This is a genomic window from Cyclobacterium roseum (assembly GCF_010119225.1).
Lineage (GTDB): Bacteria > Bacteroidota > Bacteroidia > Cytophagales > Cyclobacteriaceae > Cyclobacterium > Cyclobacterium roseum.
In genome coordinates this window covers 177,634-204,314 of the sequence record NZ_WNKF01000004.1, presented here as the reverse complement: position 1 = coordinate 204,314, position 26,681 = coordinate 177,634, and the positions used below count along the sequence as shown (strand labels likewise).

General features: G+C 45.0%; 24 protein-coding genes and 2 tRNA genes. 15 read left to right on the top strand and 11 right to left on the bottom strand.

Annotated elements, in window-relative coordinates:
* Window positions 1–108: 108 nt before the first annotated feature.
* Window positions 109–2,409, bottom strand: a complete 2,301-nt coding sequence (locus GJQ68_RS07710) for a hypothetical protein (RefSeq protein WP_162416726.1) — start codon at window positions 2,407–2,409, stop codon at window positions 109–111.
* A gap of 173 nt (window positions 2,410–2,582) precedes the next feature.
* On the opposite strand from GJQ68_RS07710, the gene GJQ68_RS07705 reads away from it, so the two are divergent.
* Window positions 2,583–3,776 (top strand): cation:proton antiporter, encoded by a 1,194-nt coding sequence (locus GJQ68_RS07705; RefSeq protein WP_162416725.1) that lies wholly within the window; start codon window positions 2,583–2,585, stop codon window positions 3,774–3,776.
* A gap of 79 nt (window positions 3,777–3,855) precedes the next feature.
* Here the strand turns inward: GJQ68_RS07705 and GJQ68_RS07700 are convergent, their stop codons facing one another.
* Window positions 3,856–5,073, bottom strand: coding sequence for a DSD1 family PLP-dependent enzyme (locus GJQ68_RS07700; RefSeq protein ID WP_162416724.1), 1,218 nt, complete (start codon window positions 5,071–5,073; stop codon window positions 3,856–3,858).
* A gap of 204 nt (window positions 5,074–5,277) precedes the next feature.
* Between GJQ68_RS07700 and GJQ68_RS07695 the strand changes: the two genes are divergently transcribed.
* From GJQ68_RS07695 to GJQ68_RS07655, 9 genes are all read left to right on the top strand, one after another.
* Window positions 5,278–6,300 carry a quinone oxidoreductase family protein gene (locus GJQ68_RS07695; RefSeq protein ID WP_162416723.1) on the top strand — a complete coding sequence of 341 codons (1,023 nt, stop codon included), beginning with the start codon at window positions 5,278–5,280 and terminating at the stop codon, window positions 6,298–6,300.
* 87 nt (window positions 6,301–6,387) lie between these two features.
* The gene (locus tag GJQ68_RS07690) at window positions 6,388–7,446 is read left to right on the top strand and encodes a hemolysin family protein (RefSeq protein ID WP_162416722.1); all 1,059 of its coding nucleotides are present in this window, start codon (window positions 6,388–6,390) and stop codon (window positions 7,444–7,446) included.
* Window positions 7,447–7,448: 2 nt separating this feature from the next.
* Window positions 7,449–8,090, top strand: coding sequence for a Crp/Fnr family transcriptional regulator (locus GJQ68_RS07685; protein WP_162416721.1), 642 nt, complete (start codon window positions 7,449–7,451; stop codon window positions 8,088–8,090).
* 71 nt (window positions 8,091–8,161) lie between these two features.
* Window positions 8,162–8,557, top strand: coding sequence for a VOC family protein (locus GJQ68_RS07680; RefSeq protein ID WP_162416720.1), 396 nt, complete (start codon window positions 8,162–8,164; stop codon window positions 8,555–8,557).
* Between the two features lie 10 nt (window positions 8,558–8,567).
* Window positions 8,568–9,044 carry a DUF4199 domain-containing protein gene (locus GJQ68_RS07675; RefSeq protein WP_162416719.1) on the top strand — a complete coding sequence of 159 codons (477 nt, stop codon included), beginning with the start codon at window positions 8,568–8,570 and terminating at the stop codon, window positions 9,042–9,044.
* An 88-nt stretch (window positions 9,045–9,132) separates the two neighbouring features.
* A complete protein-coding gene (locus GJQ68_RS07670; protein WP_162416718.1) occupies window positions 9,133–10,434 on the top strand; it encodes a DUF2254 domain-containing protein in 1,302 nt (433 codons plus the stop codon).
* 98 nt (window positions 10,435–10,532) lie between these two features.
* On the top strand, window positions 10,533–11,126 hold the full coding sequence (locus GJQ68_RS07665; RefSeq protein WP_162416717.1) for a hypothetical protein: 594 nt from the start codon (window positions 10,533–10,535) through the stop codon (window positions 11,124–11,126).
* 2 nt (window positions 11,127–11,128) lie between these two features.
* Entirely contained in the window at window positions 11,129–11,740 is a 612-nt protein-coding gene (locus tag GJQ68_RS07660; RefSeq protein ID WP_162416716.1) for a hypothetical protein, read from the top strand.
* 319 nt (window positions 11,741–12,059) lie between these two features.
* Window positions 12,060–12,536 carry a Dps family protein gene (locus GJQ68_RS07655; RefSeq protein ID WP_162416715.1) on the top strand — a complete coding sequence of 159 codons (477 nt, stop codon included), beginning with the start codon at window positions 12,060–12,062 and terminating at the stop codon, window positions 12,534–12,536.
* Window position 12,537: 1 nt separating this feature from the next.
* Here GJQ68_RS07655 and GJQ68_RS07650 read toward each other — a convergent pair whose 3' ends face one another.
* The 5 genes from GJQ68_RS07650 to GJQ68_RS07630 all read right to left on the bottom strand — a co-directional run bounded on the left by GJQ68_RS07650 (window position 12,538) and on the right by GJQ68_RS07630 (window position 19,150).
* The gene (locus GJQ68_RS07650; RefSeq protein ID WP_162416714.1) at window positions 12,538–14,025 is read right to left on the bottom strand and encodes a DUF1501 domain-containing protein; all 1,488 of its coding nucleotides are present in this window, start codon (window positions 14,023–14,025) and stop codon (window positions 12,538–12,540) included.
* 1 nt (window position 14,026) lies between these two features.
* Window positions 14,027–17,233, bottom strand: coding sequence for a DUF1553 domain-containing protein (locus GJQ68_RS07645; RefSeq protein WP_162416713.1), 3,207 nt, complete (start codon window positions 17,231–17,233; stop codon window positions 14,027–14,029).
* Between the two features lie 356 nt (window positions 17,234–17,589).
* The gene (locus GJQ68_RS07640; RefSeq protein WP_162416712.1) at window positions 17,590–18,090 is read right to left on the bottom strand and encodes a pyridoxamine 5'-phosphate oxidase family protein; all 501 of its coding nucleotides are present in this window, start codon (window positions 18,088–18,090) and stop codon (window positions 17,590–17,592) included.
* 238 nt (window positions 18,091–18,328) lie between these two features.
* The gene (locus tag GJQ68_RS07635) at window positions 18,329–18,766 is read right to left on the bottom strand and encodes a c-type cytochrome (protein WP_162416711.1); all 438 of its coding nucleotides are present in this window, start codon (window positions 18,764–18,766) and stop codon (window positions 18,329–18,331) included.
* Window positions 18,767–19,077: 311 nt separating this feature from the next.
* Window positions 19,078–19,150 (bottom strand) — tRNA-Lys (locus GJQ68_RS07630).
* A gap of 110 nt (window positions 19,151–19,260) precedes the next feature.
* Here GJQ68_RS07630 and GJQ68_RS07625 point away from each other — a divergent pair.
* Window positions 19,261–19,986, top strand: coding sequence for a hypothetical protein (locus GJQ68_RS07625; protein ID WP_162416710.1), 726 nt, complete (start codon window positions 19,261–19,263; stop codon window positions 19,984–19,986).
* Here the strand turns inward: GJQ68_RS07625 and GJQ68_RS07620 are convergent.
* Window positions 19,975–20,601: an LON peptidase substrate-binding domain-containing protein gene (locus GJQ68_RS07620; protein ID WP_162416709.1), complete on the bottom strand. Its 627-nt coding sequence runs from the start codon at window positions 20,599–20,601 to the stop codon at window positions 19,975–19,977. The genes GJQ68_RS07625 and GJQ68_RS07620 overlap by 12 nt on opposite strands.
* Window positions 20,602–20,724: 123 nt before the next feature.
* Entirely contained in the window at window positions 20,725–21,423 is a 699-nt protein-coding gene (locus GJQ68_RS07615) for a hypothetical protein (protein ID WP_162416708.1), read from the bottom strand.
* Window positions 21,424–21,831: 408 nt separating this feature from the next.
* On the opposite strand from GJQ68_RS07615, the gene GJQ68_RS07610 reads away from it, so the two are divergent.
* The 4 genes from GJQ68_RS07610 to GJQ68_RS07595 all read left to right on the top strand — a co-directional run bounded on the left by GJQ68_RS07610 (window position 21,832) and on the right by GJQ68_RS07595 (window position 25,626).
* Window positions 21,832–23,208 (top strand): site-specific integrase, encoded by a 1,377-nt coding sequence (locus GJQ68_RS07610; protein WP_235941191.1) that lies wholly within the window; start codon window positions 21,832–21,834, stop codon window positions 23,206–23,208.
* Window positions 23,209–23,339: 131 nt separating this feature from the next.
* On the top strand, window positions 23,340–23,546 hold the full coding sequence (locus tag GJQ68_RS07605) for a hypothetical protein (protein WP_202927895.1): 207 nt from the start codon (window positions 23,340–23,342) through the stop codon (window positions 23,544–23,546).
* Window positions 23,533–23,793 (top strand): type II toxin-antitoxin system RelE family toxin, encoded by a 261-nt coding sequence (locus tag GJQ68_RS07600; protein WP_162416707.1) that lies wholly within the window; start codon window positions 23,533–23,535, stop codon window positions 23,791–23,793. The genes GJQ68_RS07605 and GJQ68_RS07600 overlap by 14 nt, the downstream gene beginning before the upstream one ends.
* Before the next feature lie 1,377 nt (window positions 23,794–25,170).
* Window positions 25,171–25,626, top strand: coding sequence for a hypothetical protein (locus GJQ68_RS07595; protein ID WP_162416706.1), 456 nt, complete (start codon window positions 25,171–25,173; stop codon window positions 25,624–25,626).
* A 271-nt stretch (window positions 25,627–25,897) separates the two neighbouring features.
* On the opposite strand, the gene GJQ68_RS07590 is transcribed toward GJQ68_RS07595, so the two are convergent.
* Together GJQ68_RS07590 and GJQ68_RS07585 are read right to left on the bottom strand one after the other, a co-directional pair.
* Window positions 25,898–25,972, bottom strand: a tRNA-Pro gene (locus tag GJQ68_RS07590).
* Between the two features lie 122 nt (window positions 25,973–26,094).
* On the bottom strand, window positions 26,095–26,673 hold the full coding sequence (locus tag GJQ68_RS07585) for a MarC family protein (protein ID WP_162416705.1): 579 nt from the start codon (window positions 26,671–26,673) through the stop codon (window positions 26,095–26,097).
* Window positions 26,674–26,681: the final 8 nt, after the last annotated feature.

Here is a 26,681-nt window from a genome sequence, read left to right as displayed (position 1 = left end):
TTATTCCATTCAGGATGACCGGTATCATTTGCAAAAACCTATCACCACCATTCAGCCGATAGGCTAAACATCGTTTTGAGAAGCAGCTCACATATGGCTCCTACTGCCTCAAAACTCACCCAACTTTTCTTTCGCCTGTTGGGCCAGTTCTCCTAGCAGGTGTTCGCAGTTAATAATTTTTTCCAACAGGTCCTGGGGCAGGTAGTAGTATTGATTGGATGCCTCAAAACCAATTCTGGAATCCGCCCGGGCCAGGGCATACAGTTGTACGGCACTGTGGATTTCCATCTCCAATAAGGTTCGGAGTTGTCTGTACACAAAAGGGTCGGGATTTTGGAGCCACTGCTCTCTGAGAAGGATGAAACGGCCTTGTTGGGCCACCGACAGAAAATGCAGGTAGGCCGCCTTGGCAAGGATCAAATCCTCGGCAATCTGGGCGTGCTGCGTTCCGACTCCAGGTATATGCAGGGCTTGTTGAAATAGATTCAGGCCCTTTTTCCATCCCAAAGCCACTTTTTCAAACTGACGCACCAATACCTCCTCCGGATATGGTCCGGACCAGCCCGACAGGTCATCGTAGGGAAAACCCACCATACTGGCAGCATACCCGGTGGGTTTCAGGTACAATAAATTGGAGGGACCATATTGCTGGGGGGCTAAATAGGCCACTTGTTGGTGATAAGGGAATTCCTGAAAGGCTTCGCTAAATGCCGTCCAGGCCTGCCGGATAAGGGGAACCGCCTGCCGGCCATACCTTTCCCAGGCCAGTTCGTCCAAAACCTGCTCTACCGTGGCATGGGCATTTAATGAAAATTTATGGGCGATTTCCAGATTCGGCGAGGGATAAGAACCCAGCGTCCAACTCAACATATACCCATCCAACCTGGTACGGGTCAGATTAGCGGCATGTCTGGCCACCAGGTCCATGACCGGCAACCAGGGCAAGGCAGACAATTCCCAGGTATTGTTAAACTGCACTTTGGCCACCGTTTCTAGCCCTCGCTTTTTTGCTGCCGCCCAATGGCTGCTCGCCCGGGGCCCGGGTCCTACAGCAGAAATGGAATATTCCGAAACCTGCGTAGAAATGCCACCTCTATCGATGGGAAGCCCCCATTCGCTGACAGACATAAGGGCCACTTCCGCCGGTAGTTTTTCAATCACATCCAGAGCAGGTCCATGGCCATGCCAGCCCCAGTCCCAAGCTATGACACGGGCCTCCGGTTTGGCGCGATGCACACCTTCGGCGATGGTCTGGTTTACCTCCGCAATGATGTCAGCATAGGGCCGCTTGCTACAGCGCGGACAGGTAGCCCTTCCCCCATGTGAGGCGCAATTGGTGAGGTTCTCCGAGGCAGTGATGGTAAATACACCTCCTAATTCTGGAACCTGCTCAAACACATGGGTTAAAGAATGACTGATCCAATCCCGCACTTGTTCGTTGCTGGTACAAAGGGTGGTCAGTCCCTGTTTGCTTATCCCCGCCATTTCTGGCCGGGAGGCAAAAAACCGGGGAGGCATGGCCCTCGGCTCGTTGATATAGAGATAAATGGAAATACCATATTCTTGGGCACGCTCGGCAATCCTCCGAAGATTCTTCAGACGGGTAGCGGACTGATCCCCAAATTCCGGAAAAAGCTTTCCTTTAGGTGCCAGTTGATTTAAGACCACGTGCATCCAGACTCCGTTAACGCCTCTTTCTGCCAGCTTTTGCAGCAGGCCATCCGGAAAAGGGTCGCTTTCCGGGTCCAGTAGGGGATCACCAAATACGCCGAAATAGGAATAAATGAATCTCAGACCTTTCGTTTCAGGATTTATTTTGTTTTCCGGTGCATCGCTATTGTCCATTTTGGCCAGCTGATCGATAAAAGAAAAGCGGGGATCTTCGGGAAGGGGCTCGGTAAGGTGGGCATCCACAATGGCATAAATGGCCGCCGCTTTTCCCCATTCGGAAGCTGAAGGCATGGAATAACTCAGTCGCTCCACCCGGGGCTTTAGCCTTCCGAATTTATGAAAAAGGAAATCATCTTCCTTCAGGGCAAACTCCATTTCTTTTTCAGACATCCCGGTCAGCTCCATTAGCTGATCATAAGGCAGCAAATGCCAATTCCGGCGAAGCAGCGTAATGTAGAGTTGTTTCGGGTAATCAGGAAACAGCGGACTGGCCTCCTCCAATCCCATAGCCTGGGCCAGGTCCCGAACCTGCCAGGGCTCGCATGCTAGCATGGAGGCCATTTTTTCGATCCCTATCAGGTTCCAATTTCGCCAAACAAAGGCAAATTGCCGACTGGGAAAATGATCAAAAGTGAGGGCCGGTGGATGGCTGCCTCGCGGCAGCAGGTCCTGGGCAGGCACCAGGAAGGGCATGCTCAGAAAATAGCCAATCAGGCAAAGGCCTAGGAAACGTTTCATGGGAAACAGGGAGTTTATCGTACTCCAAAGTAACCAAAAATCTACCATGGGAAAAAGCCCGGTTTTTTGTTTGGCATAGTTTATCGTATTTTTAGAAATACAAGGCCGGAAATCTTTCCGTACTTTTGTGAGTTTAACAATACAACCGCTTTATTGAATCAAATTAAGGATCCATGACCCTACCCATTATTATTGCCTTGTGTGTGTTAATGCTTTCGGCCTATTTTTTTGACATTACCTCGTCAAAAACAAAAATACCGCCGGTTATTTTGCTATTTGCGCTGGGATGGGCAGTAAATCAGCTAGCCGAGATCTTTTGGCTCGAGATTCCAGACCTTTCTACTGTCTTGCCCTTTTTAGGGACCCTGGGCCTAATACTAATCGTTTTGGAAGGAGCCCTGGAACTGGATTTCGACCAGTCCAAGGTCTCTTTTGTAGGTCGTACGGTGCTTATTGCCATTATTCCGGTATTGGTCTTTAGCTTTCTTTTGGCATTTGCCTTCGTACAATTTGCCGATGTCAACTTCAAAACGGCCCTGCTCAATGCCATTCCTTTTGGAATTATCAGCAGTGCCATTGCCATCCCTTCCGTCAGTAACCTGTTGGCAAAAAACAAGGAATTCGTTACCTATGAAAGCAGCCTTTCTGATATTTTTGGAGTTATTTTTTTTAATTTTCTGTTAGAAAATGAAAAGATTGGCGCTGCTTCCGTTGGATTCTTTCTGGGTGAAATCGTAATGATCCTGATCATTACCTTCTTCGCCAGCATTATCCTGGCTTTTCTACTCAGCAAGATCAAACACCCTGTCAAATTTGCCCCAATTATTCTGGTAATTGTCTTGATTTTTGCCATTTCCGAACTCTACCACCTACCAGCGCTGATCTTTATCTTGTTATTTGGCTTGTTTATTGGCAATCTGGACCAACTCCGGCACCAGTCAGTGATAAAAAACCTGCATACCAAAAGTTTTAAAAAGGAAATTAAGAAATTCAAGGAGCTCACTCTGGAACTTACCTTTCTGATACGGACCTTGTTTTTTCTTGTATTTGGCTTTCTGATTAATACCAGGGAATTAATCAATACCGAAACCCTGATCTGGTCCGTATCCATCACGGTGGCCTTGTTCTTAATTCGCGCAGTGGTATTGCGCTTGTTTAAGATAAACCTGCTTCCGCTGGTTTTTATCGCTCCCAGGGGGCTGGTAACCATTTTGCTCTACCTGAGTATACCGGCAAGTCTTGGTCTGAGCGTTGCCAATGATTCCCTGATCATTCAGGTGATCATTCTTACGTCTCTGGCCATGATGCTGGGTATGTGGACCGCCTCTAAGCCCAAAGACGAAGAAGTGAAACAAAAAACCGCCTGACCAGAGTCTCTGGTAGGCTAAAACGAAAGGGCTATTATTTCAAAATAAGAAACGATCGGAAAAATAGGAAGCGCAGCCGCTACCGGGACATTCCTCTGGCCAATACCGGTAGGATGACCTCCACTTTCCCTCTGCGAATTCCGTAAATCCGATCATACAGATTGACGACCGGGTCGCAATGAGGGACAATCACCTCTAGTCTATCCCCCACGCGATATTCCCGGTTGGCCTGGGAATACGTAACGGTACCGTATTCATCAGAACCGGCATTGTAGGTAAAATCCAGCTCTCCGATCACGATCCCGCTGGGTTTATTGATGGTGAAGGCTTTGGCACCCGAATCGGTGACTAAGCGATGGGGGTGATTGGTATTGATGACAGTGGTCATGACCGTCAGCGAGGGGTCAAAATCATCGTATAACTTATCATTTTGGTCACTTCCAATCGCCATATACTGGGCATCCATAAATAGATAACTGCCTACCTGCACGTCCGTAAATCCCGGTACATCCCCCATCATGTTGTATGTACCTGTGCCAGCACCGCTGAAAATCTCCACATTAAGGCCTGATTTCACCAGGCTCTCGTAGGTTTCCACCACCGGCTCAAAGGTGCGGTCTGTCCGGGCTTTTCGGGGCGCAAACCCTTTGACATGCTGGGCACCACCATCATATGCCAGGATTCCCATAAAACGGAGGTTGGGCGAACGATCTACCTGCTGAGCCAGGGCCAGAGCAGGTTTGCCGGTGGGTACCCCCGACCGGTTGATCACGTCCAGATCCACGACCACTTCGGCGATAATGCCTGCTGCCCGGGCGGCCTCCTGGAGGTCAGCAGCATTTTGAGGATTGTCCACCGCCTGTATAAATCCGGAGTGCTTTTTCCTCAATTGCATGGCTTTTTTAATTTTACCTGGGCTCACGTTTACTCCTGTCATCAATACATCCGAGATACCGTTTTCCAACATGGCTTCCGATTCTGACAACTTCGCTGCACAAACTCCCACAGCCCCCGCTTCCATTTGCATACGGGCAAGAGCGGGGGTTTTGTGGGTCTTGATATGCGGCCGCACCCCGATCCCCGTGCCCTGAAGCTTTTGGTGGACTTTTTTTAAGTTGGATTCCATGACCTCCAACTCCAAACATAAAGAAGGGGTCTCCAATTCCCATTTGGAAAGGCCGATTTCATCGGATTCCATGGCAAGAGCAGGGTTGGCAATACTTTTCCCAGGCAAAAACAAGCTTGTGCCTGCCATTCCGGTAAGGCTTAGAAATTTTCTGCGGTTAAATCGATGCATGGTATCAGTGGTTTAAGAGTTTTCTAAAAATACGGAATATTGCCGAATGGTACACCTTAAATTGCTATTTCTGATCGAGAAGATTGTAACCTAAAAGAACCAATCCGGGAGGTTTGGTAGCTGCCATTTCGTAGCTAGCCACGCTTACTATTTACTCTTGTTTAAAAATACGCTATATTGAGGTTGATTTTACTCTTTTTTTTTATGCAACAGCTAGCCATTATTCAATACGGAGCGGCCGGAGAGGCTTTCCGCCTTCAGGACGGTCCGGAACTCAAACCCCAGGAATTTCAGGTAGTAGTGAAAGTGGAAGGTTTTGGCCTGAATTATGCAGATGTGATGGCGCGAAACGGTCTTTATAAGGAGGCTCCCAAAATTCCCTTTGTGCCGGGATACGAAGTAGTGGGCCAGGTAGTGGATACGGGTTCCCGTGTGCCGGAAGAAATTAAGGGTAAACGGGTGGTTGCCTTTACCCGTTTTGGCGGCTATGCTAATTTTGCGCTAGCGGATTATCGGGCGCTTGCTCAGATTCCGGAGGAAATGCCAGGAGGCGAAGCCTGTGCCCTGGCAACCCAGTACAGTACGGCGTATTATATGACCGATTACCTGAGTCGCTTGCATCAAGGAGAAATTGCGCTGGTTCATGCCTGTGCAGGAGGTGTTGGAACGGCACTTACCCAACTATGCCAGCTCCAGGGCGTTAAAGTGGTGGGATTGTGCAGTTCTTCGCGTAAAGTGGACTATCTGAGAAAAATGGGAGTAGATTTTCCTATTAACTATCGGGAAGTGAATTATACGGAAGCAATCGAAAAAGAATTTGGTAAGCGTAAGATGAACCTCATTTTCAATACGGTAGCGGGAAAAAGCTTTAAAAGAGACCTGAAGCTTCTGGCTCATGGCGGCCGCATATTTTGTTTTGGGGGTTCGGCTAGAAGTGGCCAAAAAAGTCATTTGCTAAACGACATTGCCTTTTTAATGAAAACCGGTTTTGTAAGCCCCCTATTTATGATGATGAAAGCACAAGGTCTCATCGGTGTCAACATGCTACGAGTAGCCGATCATCAGGTAGATGTCATTGGGCACTGTTTACATGCGCTGGTTTCCTTATGGGAAAAAAAGAAAATTCGTCCGCAGGTAGGAGCTACTTTTCCGGCAAAAGATATTGCAGCAGCTCATCAGTTGCTTGAATCGGGGGAAAGCACGGGAAAGGTGTATGTCTATTGGTAAATTCGGTACCTTTACCCTCTCCATTGCTGGCATCCGGTTTTGCCGGTTCAGTGGGCTTTAACAATCAACAAGAACCAACTTATATAAATGTTACTATTATTTATTTATTTATTTCTGGCCATCGGCGTATCATTTGTGTGTTCTGCCCTGGAAGCGGCCCTTTTGAGTATTACGCCCACCTACATCGAATCCCTGAAACAGTCCGGTAAGCGGTATGGCAAGGAATTGGAGAAATTAAAATCAAATGTAGATCGGCCGCTTTCAGCCATTTTGAGTTACAACACCATCGCACACACAGTCGGAGCTGCTGGCGTAGGGGCTCAGGCAACTAAAATATTTGGGGAAGCATACTTTGGAATTATTTCCGCTGTATTAACACTGGCAATCCTGGTGTTTTCCGAAATTTTCCCTAAATCATTGGGGGCTACCTACTGGAAACAACTGGCTCCTGTAATGGGTAAAGTCCTGAATTTTATGATTTTGTCTGTTTACCCACTGGTAAAGGTTTCGGAGTGGTTGACCCGGTTTTTTAAGAATGAAGGTTCCCACAAAACCACCCGTGAAGAAGTGACCGCCTTGACCAACATGGCCACCCGGGATGGAGTACTTGAAGAAAATGAGTCCAAAATCATCTACAACCTGATCCGATTCCAATCCATTTTGGTGGATCATGTGATGACACCAAGGACAGTAACGGTAGCGCTGGAAGAAAACATGAGCTTGAAAGAATTTTTGCTTCATCCTAATATTAAAAAATTTTCCCGGATTCCCATTTATGATAATACGATCGATCAGGTCACCGGCTACATCCTGAAGTATGATGTGCTGGAAAAATTGGCTCAGGACCAATTTGGTTACGTACTTAAAGACTTGAAAAGAAAAATTCCGGTGGTACATATAAGCGATCCGATTCCGGAGGTATTGGAAATGCTGATGCAAACCAGAGACCACCTGGCCATGGTCACCGACCAGTATGGGGGGCTGGCAGGGATTGTGACCATGGAGGATATCCTGGAAACGCTTCTGGGATTGGAGATTCAAGATGAAACGGATGGTGTCATGGACATGCAGGAACTTGCCAGAAATCAGTGGAAGGAGCGGGCACTGAAAATGGGTTTGTTTCCTTCAGGTGAAAACATCGATTAGGAATGGGAACAAGTGCTGAACTTCATTCAGAAAAGGCCGGAACCTACCATTCTGAGGTACTAAGCCCGGTACGCTCAGTGGAGGATTTTTACCAGCATCCCGAATTGGCCCCGGGCGATCTGGAGCAAATTGCCCGGGCCCATGAATACCAGCAGCTATCCAAGGGGACGATGCTCTTGCAGGAGGGGCAGCATGCCAATGCCTATTATTGCATCGGCTCCGGAATGGTTCGCTCTTTTGCTACTAATCCTTCAGGTAAAGATATTACTACTGGATTTACCTGCCGGGGACAAATTGCCATTGAGGTTGCCTCCCTTTTTCTAGGCGTACCCACCAAAGAAAACTTCCAAACCCTCAGCGATTGCCAGGTATGGAAAATTCCGCTTATCAGCTTTCATAATTTATTCAATCAAATTCCCGCATTTGCCTCCTGGGGCAGGGAATGGATGTCACAAGCCTTGTTGATGTATAAATTACGGGCACTGCGGATGATCACCGAAACGGCCAAAGACCGCTACCTACGCCTGCAGCAGGAGCAGCCCGAACTCCTTCAACAGGTTCCGCTTAAGTACATCGCTTCTTTTTTGGGAATTACCGACACCTCCCTAAGCCGGATTCGTAAAGAAATTGCCAGGGGTAATTGATTTCTTGACATAGGGCAAGTACTTTTTACCTGCAATACCTTACTTTGCCTGAAACTAAAATTATAACAGCCATGGCTAGAAATACGAATCCCGTAAACTGGTTTGAGATCTATGTGGAAAACATGGAGCGAGCCAAAAAATTTTATGCTACCGTTCTGGGTGAAACCTTATCCGAACTGCCGATGCCGGAAGGAACGGAAGCTGGCGACATGCAAATGGTGGCCTTTCCCTGGGTAGAGGGAACGACAAACGCCAGCGGAGCCCTGGTAAAATCATCCGATATGCAGCCTGGAGCTGGCGGTACCCTGGTGTATTTTACCTGTGAGGATTGCTCCACAGAAGAAAAAAGAGTTCCCGAGGCAGGGGGCAAGGTGCTGCAAGCCAAATTTCGCATAGGAGAACATGGATTCTGCTCCATCTGCATGGATACGGAGGGCAATGCATTTGGCCTTCACTCTACGAATTAACCCAACCCCAATGAAAAAATACAGCATTGAAATAAAGTGGGGAATCATTTTTGCACTAATGAGTCTTATTTGGATGATATTGGAGCGCATCACAGGCCTTCATGATACCCACATTGATCAGCACGCTACCTATACCAATTTTGTTGCGATACCTTCAATTGCCATTTACGTGTTGGGGCTTTTAGAGAAAAGAAAAACGTTCTACGGGGGTAAGATGACCTATGGGCAAGGTTTCATAACCGGGCTCATCATTACCGGGGTAATTACCCTTTTAACACCACTCACCATGTGGCTCACCCTGGCTTTTATTACACCCGATTTTCTTGAAAATGCCAGAATCTATGCCGTTGAGGCTGGGAAGATGGATCAGGAAGCCGCAGAAGGTTACTTTTCCCAAGGAAATTATATGATACAGAGCATTGTGGGTGCTCCGATAATGGGCATACTTACCTCTGCTATTGTAGCTATTTTTACCAGGAAAAAATAATCACACCTTTTCCGGCTAAAATTTACTTCCCAGGATAGGTATTTCTTGTATTTTGGGTAACTTCCTTCAGGAAATTCCCTTTCAACGCATGAAAAAATTATTGTTTTGGTGGTCCGAACTTAAGTCTACTTTTTGGTTTATTCCCGTTTTTATCATATTAATTGGGATCATTTTCGCCGTATTGCTGGTTTATGTAGACAGTTATTCCGATTTTGATCCGAGTGGTGCGGTGGAATTTTTTTTCCCGGGAAGCCCCGATGCTGCTAAAAACATCCTGACGACCATCGCAGCAGCCATGATCGGTGTGGCGGGAACGGTTTTTTCGATCACCCTGGTGGCCCTTACCCTGGCCAGCAGCCAGTTTGGCCCCCGACTGGTGAAAAATTTCATGTATGATCGGATTAATCAAACCGTCCTGGGAACCTACGTTTCGCTGTTTATTTACTGTTTGATTGTTTTGAACACGGTTAAAGATACCGGAGACATGCAGTTTATCCCACTGTTTTCAGTTGCGTTTGCCTTGATGATGGCGATCGCCAATATCGTTTTACTTATTGTATTTATTCACCATGTGGCGACCAGCATACAGGCAGATTATATCATCGGAAACATCTCCACAAAACTCTTTCGTAACCTGACGCACTTGTTTCCTCAGGAAATGGGTAATGAGCCGGATCACAATTTACTCAACCCTGAAAAGGAAAAAAGTAACTATGCCACTTCTCAGGTGCTGGAATGTGGCTTTGATGGGTACCTGCAATACATTGACAGTGATAAACTGATGGAGGAAGCCAGTAAGCAGAAGGTTTTCATAGAGCTATTTCACCGCCCCGGGAGTTATTTGGTAAAAGGACTCGAACTGGCAAAGGTATACTCAAATAAAAAACTGGACAAAGACGCAATGGGCCAACTGCGTCAGCATTTTTTGGGTGGAAAAACAAGAACCCCTCAGCAGGATGCCGAACATGCCATTCACCAAATGGTCGAAATTGCGGCAAGAGCCCTCTCCCCTGGCATAAACGATCCCTATACTGCCATCTCCTGTATCGATAACCTCATTAGCAGCCTGGCCTACCTGACACGGGTCAAGTTTCCCACCGCGTATCGCTTGGACAAAGAAGGAACCTTGAGAATTCAAACCGACATCCTTACCTTCGAAGGGATGGTGGATGCCGCCTTTAACGCCATCCGGCAGTATGCCAAAGACAGTCCCTCAGTCATCATCCGGCTAATGGAGGCCATGGTTACCCTCAGTAAGTTTGCGGAGACACCAGAACAAAAGCAGCCGATAAAAAAACATGCGGAGATGATCTGGAATCAGGGCAAAAAATATTTTGATGAAGAACGGGACCTCAAAGACTTGGAAAAACGCTATCAAAAAATATCGTAGGGTTTGGATAACTTATCACCGAGGTTTTTCGTAACATTGCATCTTAAATTGACTGAAAAGATTCCTGCCGACGGGGATTTAATGAATCTGGAAATTACGTGCCTACTATTTTTACTTTTTTCGCATTTTTAAAAACCAGCCTGGTTTTGCTGCTGCTTTCGGCAGGAATAAGTGTTACCGGTGTTCAGGCCCAGCAGTATACGATAGCTGCACAGGCCGGATTATTCACGCCCATTGATTATGGACGATATGAGGCCGCCCGATTGGGCTATTTCACCGGACTGAGCTTTGATTACCGGTTTCCCGGCAAGCTTTCGCTAGGATCGCACTACCAATTTGGCACCTTTTCCTACGCCCCAAAGCAGGGCGGTCAAACGGGATTACCGGAAAATTCCTCCGTGCAGGTACACCTGATTTATTGGACTCTGCAAAGGAATTTTCCTTTGGGAGGGGATTGGAACCTGGCAGTGGGATCTGGCCCGGGGTTTTTCCTGGCAAGCTACCCAGACGAGAGGGATGGTCAGTCAGGGCTGCCCTTATTTAGCCGGGATTTTAGCATGCCCTTATTGCTCAACCTTTCCAAACCCTTGGGCAATTTCGGAACGATCGGCGTGAAATCGGGAGTGTTTTTTACCCCATTTTATGCCATCGGTGGTTTTCATTTTGGGCCCGAAATTCGCTTTCGCTTTTAGAGATGACTTACAAAACAATCGTTTTATTTGTACTGATGCTTGTCCTGGGTTCTGCTTTGCATGCTCAGGAGCTGGATGGCCGGCTGGGCCTGGGATCTTTTAACCTGAACCGGGATTACGGCTATGAAAGGCCCGCAGTAGGATGGTATGTTTCGCTGGGACTTACGTATGAGTATACGCCGGAATGGGCCATGGGTACGGCATTTAACCGCTCCTTCAATGTATATTTCCGAGAATCCCTGGCTGAGACTCCATTATTGATCGGAAATTTGCCGACAAGAGCAGAGGTCAACTCCGATCACTTTTCCTTTATCTTAACCAGAAAAATCCCCTTCCCCCTTGGCTTGAAGGGACAAATTGGTTTGGGAATGGGTCTGGCCATAGATGAGAACCGCTTTTACCATCCGATCTTGTTTGACGAAGAGCAGGGGGCTTACCGGGGATTTAACCTGGTAGAACAATACCAGGTAGGACTTATTTTTCCGGGTCAAATCGCGGTGCGCAAGGCCTTGGGTATGCGCTGGCACCTCGGACTGGAGGCCGGTCTCTTTTTTGATCGGCAGTTGCGCATTCGCAGCAGCTTTTGGGGACCTGAACTGAGTTATCGATTTTAATCCACAAACATGTGAGGTTTTGTTGATAGGCAACCAACAACAAACGTCGGCTGGATGAAACCTGACAGGTATTACTTTTTGCAAAAGTATTCGAACCATTTATATCTGCTATGGTTTATCCAGTGGCATTTAATGGAAGGCCTTAGCTTTTTCCCTTGAATGAATATTGCCCTTGACTGCCCGATAGCCCAAATGAAGGGCTTGATAATGGCACAATTTCGAGTTATTATTTTCTTTGGGCTCAATAGTCTGGTCGAAATAAGTTAAATTTATAGACCAATAAAAAGAGAATAATCATCAACGTAAATTCGATCAAAAAATGGAAAATTTAAACGCTATCGGCCTGGACATACAGCGCTCAGAAGAGCTCGCAAAAAAATTAAATGTGTTATTAGCTAATTATTCTATCTTCTACCAAAATACCCGGGGCTACCATTGGAACATCAAAGGAGATAAGTTCTTTGAACTGCACCTAAAATTCGAGGAGTTGTACACGGACCTGCAGGTAAAGATTGACGATATCGCCGAACGGATTCTGACGCTGGGGCATGCTCCCCAACACCAGTATTCCAAATACCAGGATACCTCAGCCATCAAGGAAAGCCAGGAAGTAAATGATGGCATGAAAGCAGTTGACAATATCCTTTCTTCCTTGAAAAGTATCCTTACCCTTCAGCGGGAATTATTGGACCTGTCCGGTGAAATTGGAGATGAAGGTACCAATGCCCTGATGAGCGATTATATCCGGGAACAGGAAAAATTGGTTTGGATGTATTCCGCCTTTTTGAAGAAGTAAATCAGGTAAATAAGTCATGCATCACGTTTCCGGCCACATCTGTGAGCCGGAAGCGTCTTCCCTGATGTTTAAAAATCAATTGCTCGTGGTCTACGCCGAACAGGTGCATGAGACTGGCATGAAAGTCATGCACATGCACCGGATCCTGAACCACGTTGTAGCCAAAATCATCCGTAACGCCATAAGAAAAGCCGGGTTTCACTCCTGCTCCTGCCATCCACATGGTAAAACAGCGGGGGTGGTGATCCCTGCCGTAATTGTCCTCGGTAAGCGTCCCCTGACTGTAAACCGTTCTTCCAAACTCTCCGCCCCAAACCACCAGGGTATCCTCCAGTAGTCCCCTCTGCTTTAAATCCTTAATCAATGCAGCGGTGGCCTGATCGGTTTTTGCGCACTGGTTGCGGATTCCGCCGGGCAAATTTCCGTGCTGATCCCAACCCTGATGGTATAGTTGGACAAATCGTACGTCTTTTTCAATAAGCTTTCGGGCGAGCAGACAGTTGGCCGCATAGGTACCCGGATCCCGGCTATCCTCTCCGTACAGGTCAAAAACCCAATCTGGCTCGTCAGACATGTCACTTACCTCGGGCACAGAACTTTGCATGCGAAAGGCCATTTCATATTGAGAGATGCGCGCATTAATTTCCGGATCGCCATAGGTGTCGTATTGCAGGCCATTGAGCTCCTTGAGATAATCCAGCATTTCCTTTCGGTCCTGGCCTTCGTAGTTTTCAGGATTGCTCAGGTATAAAACCGGATCTTTTCCGGAGCGAAATTGCACGCCCTGATGCTGTGAGGGTAGAAAGCCATTGCCCCAAAGCCGCGCATACAGGGGTTGGTCCCGGACGGCATTTTTAGACACCAGCACAACGAAACCGGGCAAATTTTGATTTTCCGAACCCAGGCCGTAGGACATCCAGGCTCCCATGGAAGGCCGTCCGGGTAATTGATGTCCGGACTGCATGAAGGTAATCGCTGGGTCGTGATTGATCTGTTCGGTGATCATGGATTTGATAAAGCAAAGTTCATCCACCACTTCTGCCGTATAAGGCATGAGTTCGCTTACCCAGGTCCTGCTTTTTCCATATTGCTTGAATTCAAAGGCTGATTGCGCCACGGGAAAAATGCTTTGGTTGGCACTCATCCCTGTCAGTCGCTGCTCACCACGAATGGAGGCAGGCAGGTCCTGCCCCTGCATGCTTTGCAACTTGGGTTTGTAATCGTACAGATCCAGTTGGGAGGGACCTCCACTTTGAAACAGGTAAATAACGCGCTTGGCTTTTGGCGGGTGATGGGGAAGTCCGGGAAGGCCCCCAGCCGGAGACAGGCTTTTCGCCATCAATCCTTCCTGGGAAAAAAGAGAACCCAGCGCCAAAGCTCCCATGCCCATGGCTGTTCGGGAGAGAAAATCCCTACGGTCCATCTTTTTTTCCAGTTCATGGAGTTCTGAGATACCTTGAAAGCGATGGTGTTTATGGTGATGACACATGTTATCTTTTGGTTATGGTAGCGTCCGAATTGAGAATGGCACTGGCTACTACCGTATTGGCCGCCCAATCAAGCCGGTCGGGTTTTTCCTGAACCGGGTAGGAGCCTGCACTTAGCCATCCTTCCATTTTTTCGGGTGAGCTTCTGAATTTATCGAGCTCATTTTCTCTTAAAGCCAATAGCACTTCTATTTCCCGGTCTTGGGCAGTTCGTCCAGTGAGTTTTCGGAAAGCTTCCTGAATGCCCTGCCCGGTATCCTGATGCAGAGAAATAGTGGCTCCCAGCACCTTAGCAATTTCCACGTAAATGGGATCGTTCATCAATACCAGTGCCTGTAACGGGGTATTGGTTTCCTGCCTCCGGATGGTGGACTCCGATCGCTCTGGCGAATCAAAGATATGCAGGGTGGGATGTGGAACCGAGCGTTTCCACAAGGTATAAAGACTGCGTCGGAATAGGTTTTCGCCCGTATCCTCTGTGTATTGGCCGCCATTCACCGACCACAAGCCATCGGGCTGGTAGGGTTTGACGCTGGGTCCGCCGATGGTTTTGCCCAGCATGCCACTGGCCAGCAGGGCATTGTCCCGGATCATTTCTCCAGGCATACGCCCCGATGGACCACGGGCCAGAAAGGTATTCTCCGGGTCTTTTTCCCGCAACTCCGGGCTACTTAGCGAGGCTTGTTTATACGTTTCGGAAAGCAAGATCTTTTTTTGCAATTCCTTGACATCCCAGCCGGATTCCCGAAAGGTCACCGCCAGCCAATCCAGTAATTCCGGGTGGCTGGGCATTTCTCCCTGATTACCAAAATCAGAGGCCGTTGCTACCAGACCACGTCCAAAAAATTGTTGCCAAAGGCGATTGACGGCCACCCGGGCCGTCAAGGGGTGCCGCTCGTCCAGGAGCCACCTGGCCAGTCCCAACCTGTTTTTCTCATAGGTTTCTGCCATGGGCAGGATGGTCTCCGGAGTTCCCGGCTGAACTTCCTCTCCATGCGCATGGTATTCGCCCCTCTCCAATAGGTACGTAGGCCGCTTAGGATCCATTTCATCCATGATCATGACCTCCTGCATGGGTTCTACCGTTTCAGAATGCTCCTTCCGCGCAGCCGTTAGCTTCTTTAGCTGACTTTGGTAGGCATGAGAAAGGTTGTGCCAGTAAAACGTCTCCAGCGCCTTTCTTTCCTCCGAACTCAATGCTTCCGGAGCTTTTTCAAGCATTGCTGCCAGGAGATCCGGTTGCAGCCACTGCATGATTTCCATCGGAGACAATTCCTTATCAAATACCATCAGCTCGTCAACAGCGGCTCCTTTCAGTCCCTTTCCTCTCCAAACGGCACCAATTTGAATACCGGGTTGGTTTTCACGGCCAAATAAAATGTCTTTATAGAGGTTATCCTTGACCATTTTGCTGGCCATTAGGTTTCCATTCAGGTAGGTTTTTATTCCCGCCGCTTTGGAGGAGCCGTCATAGGTCATCAGCAGGTGTACCCATTCGTCTCTCGAAACACCCTCCAGCGTTATATTGCTGATGACGTTGTATGGAGCCGTGTGGGCTAGAATCATTTCCAATTTATTATCTTTCAGGTATAAATGGTATCCCCTTCGATTGTATAGGACCGCTCCCTCTCCGGTATGAAAGATGGCCCCGTTTTCCAGATTCTCCGGAATGGTGACCCAAAGGCCCACACTAAAAGGTTGGTCTTTGGAAAAACTCCCTACTCCTCCCATTTTCAGCCAGGCATCCCCATTTAAAGCAGCCGCTTTTCCCTGAAATCCCTCCACCAAAGGCGGTTGTTTGCTTTTCTCCCCTATACTTTCCATACTGCCGGTAAGAGAGGGATTTACCCTATCCCGTAAAGGAACACTATTAAAGTCAAAGTGTGCCATCAACGAAGTAGCAGGACGGTAAAAGCGCGCATCTTTGTATCGTTTACCGTTTATCCAGGTATCCAGATTTGCCTTTTCGGCATTTTTGATGGAGGCTAACGCCTCTTCCGCCTCCGAAATCTCCGATTTAAGCATTTTCAGGAGCGCATCCTTTTCGTCATCCGTCCAGAGCATGGTGGGCACGGGCATGGCATTGTCCCAGGAGATCTGTCCTGCCTCGTCGACTTGATTGAAAAAACTGCTTAATTGAAAATACTCTTTCTGGCTGATTGGATCGTACTTGTGGTCATGGCATCGGGCGCATTCCAGACTTAGGGCCATGATGGCTTTTCCCAAGGTATTGGTACGGTCGGCGACGTATTCTACCCGGAACTCCTCCTGTACAATACCGCCCTCCATGTTTTGGGGATGAATGCGATTAAACGCCGTAGCCAGCAGTTGTTTTTTAGTTGGGCTGGGCAGTAGGTCACCGGCAAGTTGCTCAGTGATGAACTGATCGTATCTCTTGTTTTGGTTGTATGCCTCAATCACCCAATCCCTCCAGGGAGACATGTCCCGGTACCGATCCACCGTATAGCCATGCGTATCTGCAAACCGCGCCAGATCCATCCAGTGCATGGCCATTTGTTCTCCGTAATGAGGAGATGCCAGCAAGCGGTCCACTTGTTTGGCATAGGCATCTTCGGATTCGTCGGCTAAGAAGGAATCCAACTCCTCCAGGGTAGGAGGCAAGCCGGTCAGGTCCAGGCTAAGCCTTCTCAGAAGCAGTTCTTTGGAAGCCCTCGGACTGGGTTTCAATCCGTTTTCATCCAGCTTCCGGCCTACAAAAAGATCAATCGGCTGTTCGGACCAGCCTGCTATCTTAGCCTCCGGCAAATTTGGCTTTTCTGGTGTAATGAATGCCCAATGCTTTTTGTATTCCGCACCTGAGGCAATCCATTCGATCAGAATGGCCTTTTCCCGGTCGTTAAGGCTAAGGTGGGACTCCGGGGTAGGCATCTGGTAGGCTTCATCCGTGGATAGGATACGCCGAACCAATTCACTTTTACCGGGTTTTCCAGGCTTGATCGGAATTTGCCCGCTTTCTTCTGAAACCGCAAAAGCCCCTTCCTCCAGATCCAGTCGGAGCCCCGCCTGACGGGCTGCCTTATCCGGACCATGACAGGAAAAGCAATTGTCCGAAAGAATGGGCTTTACATGGATATTGAAATCCAGTTGCTCCGGCAGCTCGTCCATGGCCAATTCCACACCTTCCGGAAGGTCCGGAGCGCAACCAAAGGTCTGTAGAAGCATAAAGGCTAAGAGGCAACGAAGGAACATTATTATACGGATTAATTTTTATACAAAGATAAAAATAACTGATTATTTACCCAATCACCCTATAATCATAGAAAATTCAAGGGGAAATGAGGTAGCCATTTTTTCAATCCTTTGGGTGTGAAAGAAAATACAAATGAAGGTTTCAGGTGGTGAGGCCTGTCTGACTTTAAAAATAACAGCTTAGCTAACAATAACAAAATCAATGCGTTAAAAAAATATATTTCAATGATTACCTTTTAAAGGATTTGGCATTTCCCTATTCATACGGTGCGGCAAGCCGCTAACCATCCCTGTATGAAAAAGCCTCAGGTTTCAAATCCTGAGGCTTTCTAGGGTTTTAGTAAGAATACTTACTGCTAGTCAGTACCAAATTTTTCATTTTCCCCCAGGTCGGGCGTAGCGGATTCTTTCAAGTTGGATTTCGCCAACTCAAAAATCTGAACTAGTTTATTGTTTGTAGAATCCCAATGTTCTCCTTTGTTAATTTTAACCTTAAGCATGGCCAGGTCGGGGTCATCTTTCCCATTTTCAAACCAGGCTGCCACCCAGGGGTTCCAATATTTGTCGATTAACTCCTGATCTTCGGAAATCATGGCCTTACCTGTTAAGGAAACGTACACATTATCTTTCGGATTACTAAAGGTCAGGCAGGTATCGGTATCGTGTGCGATTTCAAATGCTTTGGCGTCGCTTTTGGAGGTGAAAAAGTACAAGGTGCCGTCGTAGGCATCCTGAACGAGGCTCATGGGGCGAGCTCGCATACTTCCCTCGTCTTTTGTTGCTTTGGTGACGAGCATTCCCACCTTAATATCTTTAATTAAGTTCCAAATTAACTTTTTGTGTTCTGGACTTGACATATCTTTAACTATTTTTTAAATTTTCTAAACAGACTTAAAAAGGCTGATTTAATGTTTGGAGAATAGTTTGCCTGTATTCCCGTACCGTTACTACAACAAATGACGTTCCGAAAACTATTAAGAGCAGGTATTTCTCACATACGATTACGCCTTCCGAAAACAAAAATTACTCCTAAAGGGACTGATTAACGTCAGTCATGTATAATCATAATATAGAATGTTAGCGTCTAGCTTTCAACTAATTTAATTGTTCTCTTTTCAATTTAGCCTGGGATAAAATATAATTTTTCACATCGTCGATATCGTTTTCACTTAATTTATCTCCATAATTAGGCATACCCAATCCCAGTAAACTTCCTTGTCCGACGATTTGATGAAAGGATTCAAAGATTTCTGGCCGAGAAAAGGTGAGGTCAGGGATAATTCCTCCGCCATGACATTTACTGCAATATTTGCCAAAGATTTGTCCGCCGTTTTGGATTTCTTCTTCCCCAGCCTGAAAATCTAAATTGACCAATGATTTTGTCCGGGCTTTGGGATAAGTAGGTAGATCTTCCTTTCCCCCTAATGCAAAAGTGTACAATGTTCCCGGATTAATTTGTTCTGTAAATTTTGACCATATTCCCATTACCCCTCCCCAACCCACAAGAATAGAAATGTATTGTACCTCATCCACTTCATAGGTTATTGGCGATGCGATAATCAACCTCCTTCAGAAAAATAGGACTATAAAAAATTACGGGCCGACCCTGCTTCGGGATAAACTTCTCGCCCCAAAAACGTACATAAAAAGAAAAAACTTGTTCCGGCTAATGAGGGATTATATGATACAAGACCCGCCTTGCAGCCTGGCCCAAGCCTAAAAATGTCCTAAGGGACATTTCCTACACGGCTTGTCCTCCCGCTGGGGCTTCCCGAACTTCTCGCCCCATAGGAGCTGTATAAACAAAAAAACCTTGCTCCGAGTGGCAAGGCATTTTATTTTTGTGATCCCGCTGGGGCTCGAACCCAGGACCCATACATTAAAAGTGTATTGCTCTACCAGCTGAGCTACGGAATCATTACCTGATATGTGCCTGTATTTTACTACAGTATTATTTCAAAAGAAAACTTGGTTTTGCGTACTAGTTTTCCGTAATTGGACTGCAAATTTAAAGCACTGGATTGATAATGCCAAATCTTAAATGGATCTTTATTGTTTTTTTATCAGCTATTTCTTGGCTGTATCCCCATCAGGCTGATTGTCAGGCAGACAACCTTGCCTCGCTTCAAAAAGCAGATAGCCTTTTTTCTGAAAAGAAATACAAGGAGGCGCTGGAAATTTACGAGCATATCCTTTATGAGGAAAACACATACTCCCCTGCCATGCTGTTAAAAATGAGTTTCATCACCGAGGGGATGGGGGAATTTGGACAAGCTTCCTTGTTTTTATCCCGCTATTATGAGCACAATCCCAATCCCTCGGTAATCGATAAAATCAAGTCCCTTACGAATCAAAGCCGCCTGGAGGGCTACGAACTCTCTGATCAGGATCGCTTTTTGTCTGTACTGGTGGAATACAAAATGGAGATTACCGCCGTTTTTTCGTTGTTGCTCGTCTTTTGCTTCATCATGGTCTTTGTACTTCCCGGCAAAAGATCCTTGTTTCTGTTACCTGCATCGGTTTTTCTGATTCTGGCCTTTGTCAGCAACAATTTTATCCAAACTCCGGAAACCGCAATTATTACCGGCAGTCCCGTGTTGATTATGGACAGCCCTTCCTCAGCGGGGAATTTGATTCGACGGGTAGAGGCGGGTCATCGAGTGACCATTTCTTCCAGTCAGGATATCTGGTACAAGATCGTATGGCAAGATCGGGCGGCTTACATTAAAAAGTCGGATGTCTCAGAAATTTAGGGGATCCAGGTACTTGAAATGACCGTTCATTTTAATCTTGTGCTTGGAAGCCTCAATTTCCTTCAGAATAGGGATGACTTTTTGCAAGTGATCTGTTAAAAAATCAAGCCGCTCTTCCTCCGTAGGTATGGCCAGCAACTGATATTCCTGATCTGCTTTCAGGCCAATTTTGTGGGCGTAGGTAAAGGAGTTGATGGGTGCCTTTTTTAGATCGACCGTTTGGTCCATGCATTCAAAGAGCTTTTCCAACAGCTTTTCGAAGGCAGCTTGTTTTTCGGCAGGAGCTTCCCATAGCAAAGGCAAATAGGCTACCTTCCCTCCGGCATATAACTTGTCTTTGAGGGGATTTTGAAAATCAAGAATTTTGAAGGTTTTTACTCCCTTCGTTTTAATGTCCATTCTTCCATCATCGTATTCGTTGCTGATCTCTACCAGAGATACCTCCGTTCCCATGGGCATTAACTTATCCAGGTAGGTGCAGATGCCAAAAGGCTGTCCACTTTGTAAACAATCATGTATCAGCTGCTTATACCTGGGCTCAAATATATGTAAATGAAGGTCCTCTTGGGGAAATGCAACTAATTTTAATGGGAAAAATGCCAATTCCTGCGTCATACTCTACCGGTTTAAACCATCCAATTCGGGTATCTTATCCCTTTAAAAACTCAAAAGTGAGGCTATGGTTTTGTTTTTATCCGGACCAAAATGCCAGAACCTAGCTTGATTCCATAGGGGAGATTAGTTTTCCTCTTGATTGGCCTCAGGGTCGTTATCTACCATAGAGAGAATTTCTCCCGGAGAGAGGTAGAGCTTTTCAATCTTCTTTTTATAATCCAACGGGATTTTTTCGTGATTCAGGACAAAATTCTTGGTGGCAATAATTTTTTCCCCCAGTCCAAAGGCTACTGCATAGCTGTCCGCGGCAATTTCCGCCTCGGTAATAAAGGTGTTTGATAGGTAATACTTGACGCCAAATCCCAGTAAATTCAATGCGCTCCGGTCCAGGTAGTCTTTGATATGACCCAGTTCGTGTCCAATCCAACCTAACAATACGTCTTTTGGTAGGTCTTCAATAGGAATGGAGTCATCTTCCAGGACTAATTCACGACTGATTTTTATTCGATATCCCCTGGTGTTTTTGGAAGAAAAAAATAGGGATGAAATCTTGGGTTGGGCCTGCATGACAGAACCGTGAATGGCCTTCTTAAATTGAAAATCAATTTCTGTTTTCCTAAGATCCGGAAAATAAGACAAGGCCTCCAGGGTCACCTCCCGGATTTCGTCCGGAATGGTTTTGTTTTCGGAGAAGCGTTCCAAGTCTGATTCCACCGTGGTGTATGACTCAGTTAACGTTTCTTTTTTGTTGGTTAGCTCCAAAGAATTGTAGATCAAAAGGAATTGTAACGAAATAAAGGTGTTAATTAGTAAATAGGTCATCTTTTCGGACTGATTTCATCTTACAGTATAATGAAAATCACTGTCCTTTCCAAAAACGGTAACCGGAAAAAAGCTGGCAAGGCTGAAAGGGTTCGTTCCCTGCCGTTCCATATCTTGTCCCCAAACCCCTCCTGAGGTATTGGGCAATCTCTCAAAATAAACGGTGCTAATTGAAAGTGCTAAACACAAAAAAACCCACCGTAAAAAGGCAGGTTTTGTTTGTATTGGTCGGGGTGACAGGATTCGAACCTATACTTATCACCTATACAATATTTTACATAAATGGCTTATATACATATATATAGATATATAAATCCACCATTCCTGAAATTTAAAATGGTATTTTGATCACATTATTAGCCCCACAGATAGCCCCACAAAAATAAATTCTTTATATTTATACCTTCAATGAACAAAAGACCGATGGAAGCTACCTTACGATTCGAGTTACGTTTGGATACAGTGAACAAAATAGGGGAACACCCACTAATTATGGTGCTTAGAATTGCCGGGCAGCGAAAAAAGGTGTCTACAGGAGTCAAGTTGTTTCCTGAGTTGTGGAATAATGAAAACCAACAAATAATAACTCTAACAGGAAAAATTAAGGACAAGCTGACCAAAAAGTATAAAGAGCATCTTCCCACCAAGAATCAACTGATCACCTGGCAAAATGACCTCCTCAATCTCAAAAACCAGGTCATCGGAATTGAATCCCGCTATTCTTTGGATGGCAAAGCCTACAGTGCCACAATGGTGGTGGAGCTATTAAAGCAATTGAAAACGCCTAAGGTAAAAAAGGATGAACCCTCCAATCAAATCTTTGCATTAATTGATGAATATATCAAGGAAAACGAACATACACGTGCTAAAGGCGGATTGAAGATTTATTCGTGCTTGAAAAATCACCTTCAAAATTACCATGCAAAAACCAAAACGAGCATAAGGATCGATGAAATTGATTATGGATTTATGCAATCCTTCCAGAATTTTTTGATTGGATGGGAGAAAGTTCACAAGACTACCAAAAATGTGAAATGGCTTACCAATATAACCATTTCCAAGCAGTTAAGTACCTTAAAAGCCTTTCTAAATTATGCCAGAAAAAGGGGCTTTAAAGTTAACGACGGATATAAGGATTTTTCCATTAAACGCCATAAACTCGAGGTAATCGCATTGAACCAAATGGAGTTGAACTCCTTACTCGATTTGGATCTAACATCAAATAAAAGATTAGACCAGGTAAGGGACGTTTTTTGCTTTAGCTGTGTAACAGGGTTTAGGTATTCCGACTTGGTGCAATTGAAAAGAGAGCATATCAAGGAGGATGAGATAAGGCTTACCGTGAAAAAAACAAAAGAACCTCTAATTGTACCATTAAATATTTACTCCCATGAGATTTTAAGAAAATACAACCATATGGAAACTCCTTTGCCTGTCATTTCTAACCAAAAATTCAATAATTGTATAAAAGAGCTTTGTGAAAGGGCAGGAATAAGTGACCCCATAGAAAGGATTCGGTACAGAGGCGCAGAAAAAATCTCCAACATTTATCCTAAACATAAGGTGATCAGCGCCCACACTGGAAGGAAAACCTTTGCCACTCTCTCCCTGGAAAAAGGTATCCCCGCAGAAACGGTGATGAAAATTACAGGGCATGCCGATTACAAAAGTTTTCAGCGGTATGTAAAAGTTACAGAAGAAAGAAAAAGAAACGAGATGCAGAAAGCATGGGGAGCCCCTGTAAGGAATTTAGCTATTATTGAGAATTCGTCACAAAAAAAATGATAAAGATTTCCGTACAAAGTGGAGAATACAAACTGACATGGGTTGGGGAGCTAAAGCAGGAGATATTGAAACGCCACCCGGACGGGTGAATCATTTTATTATATTAATTCGTTAACTTTAATGGAAAATAAATGAATCTGATGAAAGGTATCAATTACGTTACGGACGATAAAAACAGAAAAGTAGCCGTTCAAATAGACCTGAAAAAGCACGGGGACCTATGGGAGGATTTTTACGACAACTTGATAGCAGAGCTGCGCAAGGGTGAGGAGAAAATCCCGCTGGAGGACGTTATTAGGGACCTGAAAAATGACGGCAAGCTGGATGAGTCAATATAAAGTATTGGTCAGCAAGTCAGCCGCAAAGGAATTGGCCAAATTACAGTCATCAATCAATAATCGGATTATAAAAGCCGTCATGGACCTATCTGAGGACCCAAGGCCGACCGGATCAAAAAAACTCAAGGGAGGCTCCGAAAACTGGCGCATCAGAATTGGGAATTACAGGGTTATCTATTCCATTGATGATGAGATACTCATAGTGGATGTTCGGAAGGTAGGCCACAGAAAGGATATTTACGAATGATATTGTCCCGGCTTTTGTACAATTTTTAGTTTGGGCATGACCTCCTCAGGTAAAGGGGCGATTGCCATCTGGAACATGCAAAAGGCTGTTACAGCCTGCCATGAATTTTAGGCTCCTTCCTCTTTATCGGGAATCCCCTCCCAATTAAGGGTTTTGCCACTTGGTGAATAGGTCACGACCTTCCCTGAAATGCGAATTACAATTAAAAAAAATCACCCTACTACTTACTACAAACAGGTTTCAAATTAAAGAAAATCAGTTCCTTAACCTGTAGTAAGATAAAATAAATCAAGTTACTACACCTTACTACAAAAAGGACTTTTGTAGTAAGATGGATTTTGAGTTATAATACCCATAAAACACTGATTATCAATTCCTAAAGCGCAAAATGTAGTAATGTAGTAGGTGTAGTAGGTGGTTTTCACGAAAAATTAAACTTTTTAAAATAAATGAAAATGAATCTGGCTTATTTTGTATCAGAAGCTTGGAATGAAAGGGATCCCTAAGGGTATACACTTTTTTCTTCATCAGCAAGTTATTCTTTGGATGGATTATCCGATGGAGAGTCCCCCGGCTAACCGATCATAAAAAAACAAACCGGATGGACGTGATTCCGCTAGAGGATTAATATAGCATCACGGAATATGGTATTTGGGGTTGGGCTATCCACCTGTCCAGATGTTGTTCAAATGTTTATATATTCCTATAAATAGCTTTGTACATATTGAAATAAATATACCTATACCTGAATACATAGTTTTGTCAGAGTGTAATGCGAAAACAACACACATAGGAATTTTTGACTATTCTTTTAATTTTTACCTGGATATACCCATATTGAAATAAAAAGTATTCCTAATATTAAGTAAAATTGAATATTGATCCTGTAGAAAAACTGTCCTGAATTTCATTTATCCAGCCCAAAACAACCTTTTGGTTACACCACCCATTTGCTGTGCGCAGCCCTTGCAAGTTGTGTCTTTGTCCGGCAAAAATTTATTATGCCAAAAACTTACTTGCTCCACCTGATTTCCATTAGATGGGGAGGTGAAAAATCCTCGCAACTCGAATTTTTAAAATTTTAATACTTAAGAAAGTCCAACGGAATTAATTTGAGAAAGAGCGCCGGAAACCACTGTGAAAACAAAACTGAAGGTAATGCGACGATGTAATGGGAGAATGCTCTAGAGGGAAAACAGCACTTCGAGCCAGTAGACGTAAGCCCAATCCTCTGAAAGAGTTGGCAAATGTAGGAATACAAGAGCAATTTTATAAGAACTTAAATGTTGTTTTTCCCTTTATAAAATTTGATTTAAATTTAGGCGAAAATTAATTGGTTGGGGTCGAGTATTTGTAGGCGGATGGAATTAATGAATAATGGAGATAGTAGATGTAAATTTTAAGGTGACCTCAGAAGGTGTACACTTGCTTAGAAATAAGTTTTCTTACCAAATCTTACCTTTTAATAAAATTAAAAATGCTTACTTGGTAAGAGGCAAATCAGTAAAAAACTGGATTGTAATCTTAAGTTTTGGATTACTATTTTTGACCTTGTCAGCAATTTTACTTTATTATTTAATAAATAGTTTGTCAGTTGATGATAAACCCGTGAGATTTTATAACATGTTCGGAAATGGCTTAATTGGTGTAATTATTTTGGGAGTGTTAGGAATAATCTCAATTTTCAACGCAGTCAAAACTATTCCAATGATCGTAATTGTTTTAAGCAAAAGAAAAATTGAACTGAGAGTTTTAAAGAATCGAAAAAACTTGGATGATTTATTGCACTTTTTTAATTCTCACGGAATAGAAGTTGAAAGGAAGGGCTTTTAATTATTGAATATAACCCAGGAAAGACTTACACCAATTCCTGAATGGTGCTCCTGGAGGATAATGTTTCCGGTAATGAACCTTTAAAACCATCAACACCGAATTCTTAGTTATATTCATATACCTATCCTAAACCTGTTATAAGTCCAAGAAAACAGATTGAAATCATATTAGAAACAAAAAAATCATAAAAGATTTGGCCCCACAAATAGCCCCAGAATAAAAATAAAAAACCCTAACTATCTAAACAACAGATAATTAGGGTTCTAATCAGTCGGGGTGGCAGGATTCGAACCTGCGACCTCCTCGTCCCAAACGAGGCGCGATGACCGGGCTACGCTACACCCCGTGCTTCTGGTTTTACTCCCAAAGCGATGACAAAAGTAGTTCTTTTTTTTGCAAATCAAAAATGATAAAAATAATTTATCTAATAATTTAAACCGCCCTACCGGTTTTGGGACCTGACAGGCTTCAGAGTTCCGGAAACAGATTGCTTTTGAAGATCTTGATGGCAATGGAAAGCAAGATAATGCCAAAGATCCTTCTCAGTACATCCAAACCGGTCTGCCCCAATTTCCGCTCCAGCCAATTGGTACTCTTAAGCACCACAAAGATAATGATCAGGTTCAACACAATTCCGACTGCCAGGTTGGCCTGGGAATACTCGGATTTTAGTGTCAGGATGGTGGTCAGGGTTCCTGCTCCAGCGATCAGCGGGAAGGCAATGGGAACGATGGAGGTGCTCGTGGAACCTGCTGCGGGATCGGGTTTGAATATCTCTATTCCCAGGATCATTTCTGCTCCCAAAGCAAAAATAATCAGTGCCCCGGCTATGGCAAAGTCTTCCACCCCTATACCAAATAGCTGTAATATGGACTTGCCCAACACCAAAAATAACACCATCAGTATCCCGGCAGCTATGGTGGCCTTCCCGCTTTGGATATGGCCTACCTTCTTGCGAAGATTGATGACAATGGGAATGGAACCCAAAATATCAATCACCGAAAAGAGTATCAACGTAACCGAAAGTATTTCCCTGAAATCAAACATGTGCCTGC

Excerpts from the sequence above, each read along its gene's own strand:
- GJQ68_RS07710 (WP_162416726.1), bottom strand. The coding sequence starts at position 2,409 with ATGAAACGTTTCCTAGGCCTTTGCCTGATTGGCTATTTTCTGAGCATG.
- GJQ68_RS07705 (WP_162416725.1), top strand. The coding sequence starts at position 2,583 with ATGACCCTACCCATTATTATTGCCTTGTGTGTGTTAATGCTTTCGGCC.
- GJQ68_RS07700 (WP_162416724.1), bottom strand. The coding sequence starts at position 5,073 with ATGCATCGATTTAACCGCAGAAAATTTCTAAGCCTTACCGGAATGGCA.
- GJQ68_RS07695 (WP_162416723.1), top strand. The coding sequence starts at position 5,278 with ATGCAACAGCTAGCCATTATTCAATACGGAGCGGCCGGAGAGGCTTTC.
- GJQ68_RS07690 (WP_162416722.1), top strand. The coding sequence starts at position 6,388 with ATGTTACTATTATTTATTTATTTATTTCTGGCCATCGGCGTATCATTT.
- GJQ68_RS07685 (WP_162416721.1), top strand. The coding sequence starts at position 7,449 with ATGGGAACAAGTGCTGAACTTCATTCAGAAAAGGCCGGAACCTACCAT.
- GJQ68_RS07680 (WP_162416720.1), top strand. The coding sequence starts at position 8,162 with ATGGCTAGAAATACGAATCCCGTAAACTGGTTTGAGATCTATGTGGAA.
- GJQ68_RS07675 (WP_162416719.1), top strand. The coding sequence starts at position 8,568 with ATGAAAAAATACAGCATTGAAATAAAGTGGGGAATCATTTTTGCACTA.
- GJQ68_RS07670 (WP_162416718.1), top strand. The coding sequence starts at position 9,133 with ATGAAAAAATTATTGTTTTGGTGGTCCGAACTTAAGTCTACTTTTTGG.
- GJQ68_RS07660 (WP_162416716.1), top strand. The coding sequence starts at position 11,129 with ATGACTTACAAAACAATCGTTTTATTTGTACTGATGCTTGTCCTGGGT.
- GJQ68_RS07655 (WP_162416715.1), top strand. The coding sequence starts at position 12,060 with ATGGAAAATTTAAACGCTATCGGCCTGGACATACAGCGCTCAGAAGAG.
- GJQ68_RS07650 (WP_162416714.1), bottom strand. The coding sequence starts at position 14,025 with ATGTGTCATCACCATAAACACCATCGCTTTCAAGGTATCTCAGAACTC.
- GJQ68_RS07645 (WP_162416713.1), bottom strand. The coding sequence starts at position 17,233 with ATGTTCCTTCGTTGCCTCTTAGCCTTTATGCTTCTACAGACCTTTGGT.
- GJQ68_RS07640 (WP_162416712.1), bottom strand. The coding sequence starts at position 18,090 with ATGTCAAGTCCAGAACACAAAAAGTTAATTTGGAACTTAATTAAAGAT.
- GJQ68_RS07625 (WP_162416710.1), top strand. The coding sequence starts at position 19,261 with ATGCCAAATCTTAAATGGATCTTTATTGTTTTTTTATCAGCTATTTCT.
- GJQ68_RS07620 (WP_162416709.1), bottom strand. The coding sequence starts at position 20,601 with ATGACGCAGGAATTGGCATTTTTCCCATTAAAATTAGTTGCATTTCCC.
- GJQ68_RS07615 (WP_162416708.1), bottom strand. The coding sequence starts at position 21,423 with ATGACCTATTTACTAATTAACACCTTTATTTCGTTACAATTCCTTTTG.
- GJQ68_RS07610 (WP_235941191.1), top strand. The coding sequence starts at position 21,832 with ATGAACAAAAGACCGATGGAAGCTACCTTACGATTCGAGTTACGTTTG.
- GJQ68_RS07605 (WP_202927895.1), top strand. The coding sequence starts at position 23,340 with ATGAATCTGATGAAAGGTATCAATTACGTTACGGACGATAAAAACAGA.
- GJQ68_RS07600 (WP_162416707.1), top strand. The coding sequence starts at position 23,533 with ATGAGTCAATATAAAGTATTGGTCAGCAAGTCAGCCGCAAAGGAATTG.
- GJQ68_RS07595 (WP_162416706.1), top strand. The coding sequence starts at position 25,171 with ATGGAGATAGTAGATGTAAATTTTAAGGTGACCTCAGAAGGTGTACAC.
- GJQ68_RS07585 (WP_162416705.1), bottom strand. The coding sequence starts at position 26,673 with ATGTTTGATTTCAGGGAAATACTTTCGGTTACGTTGATACTCTTTTCG.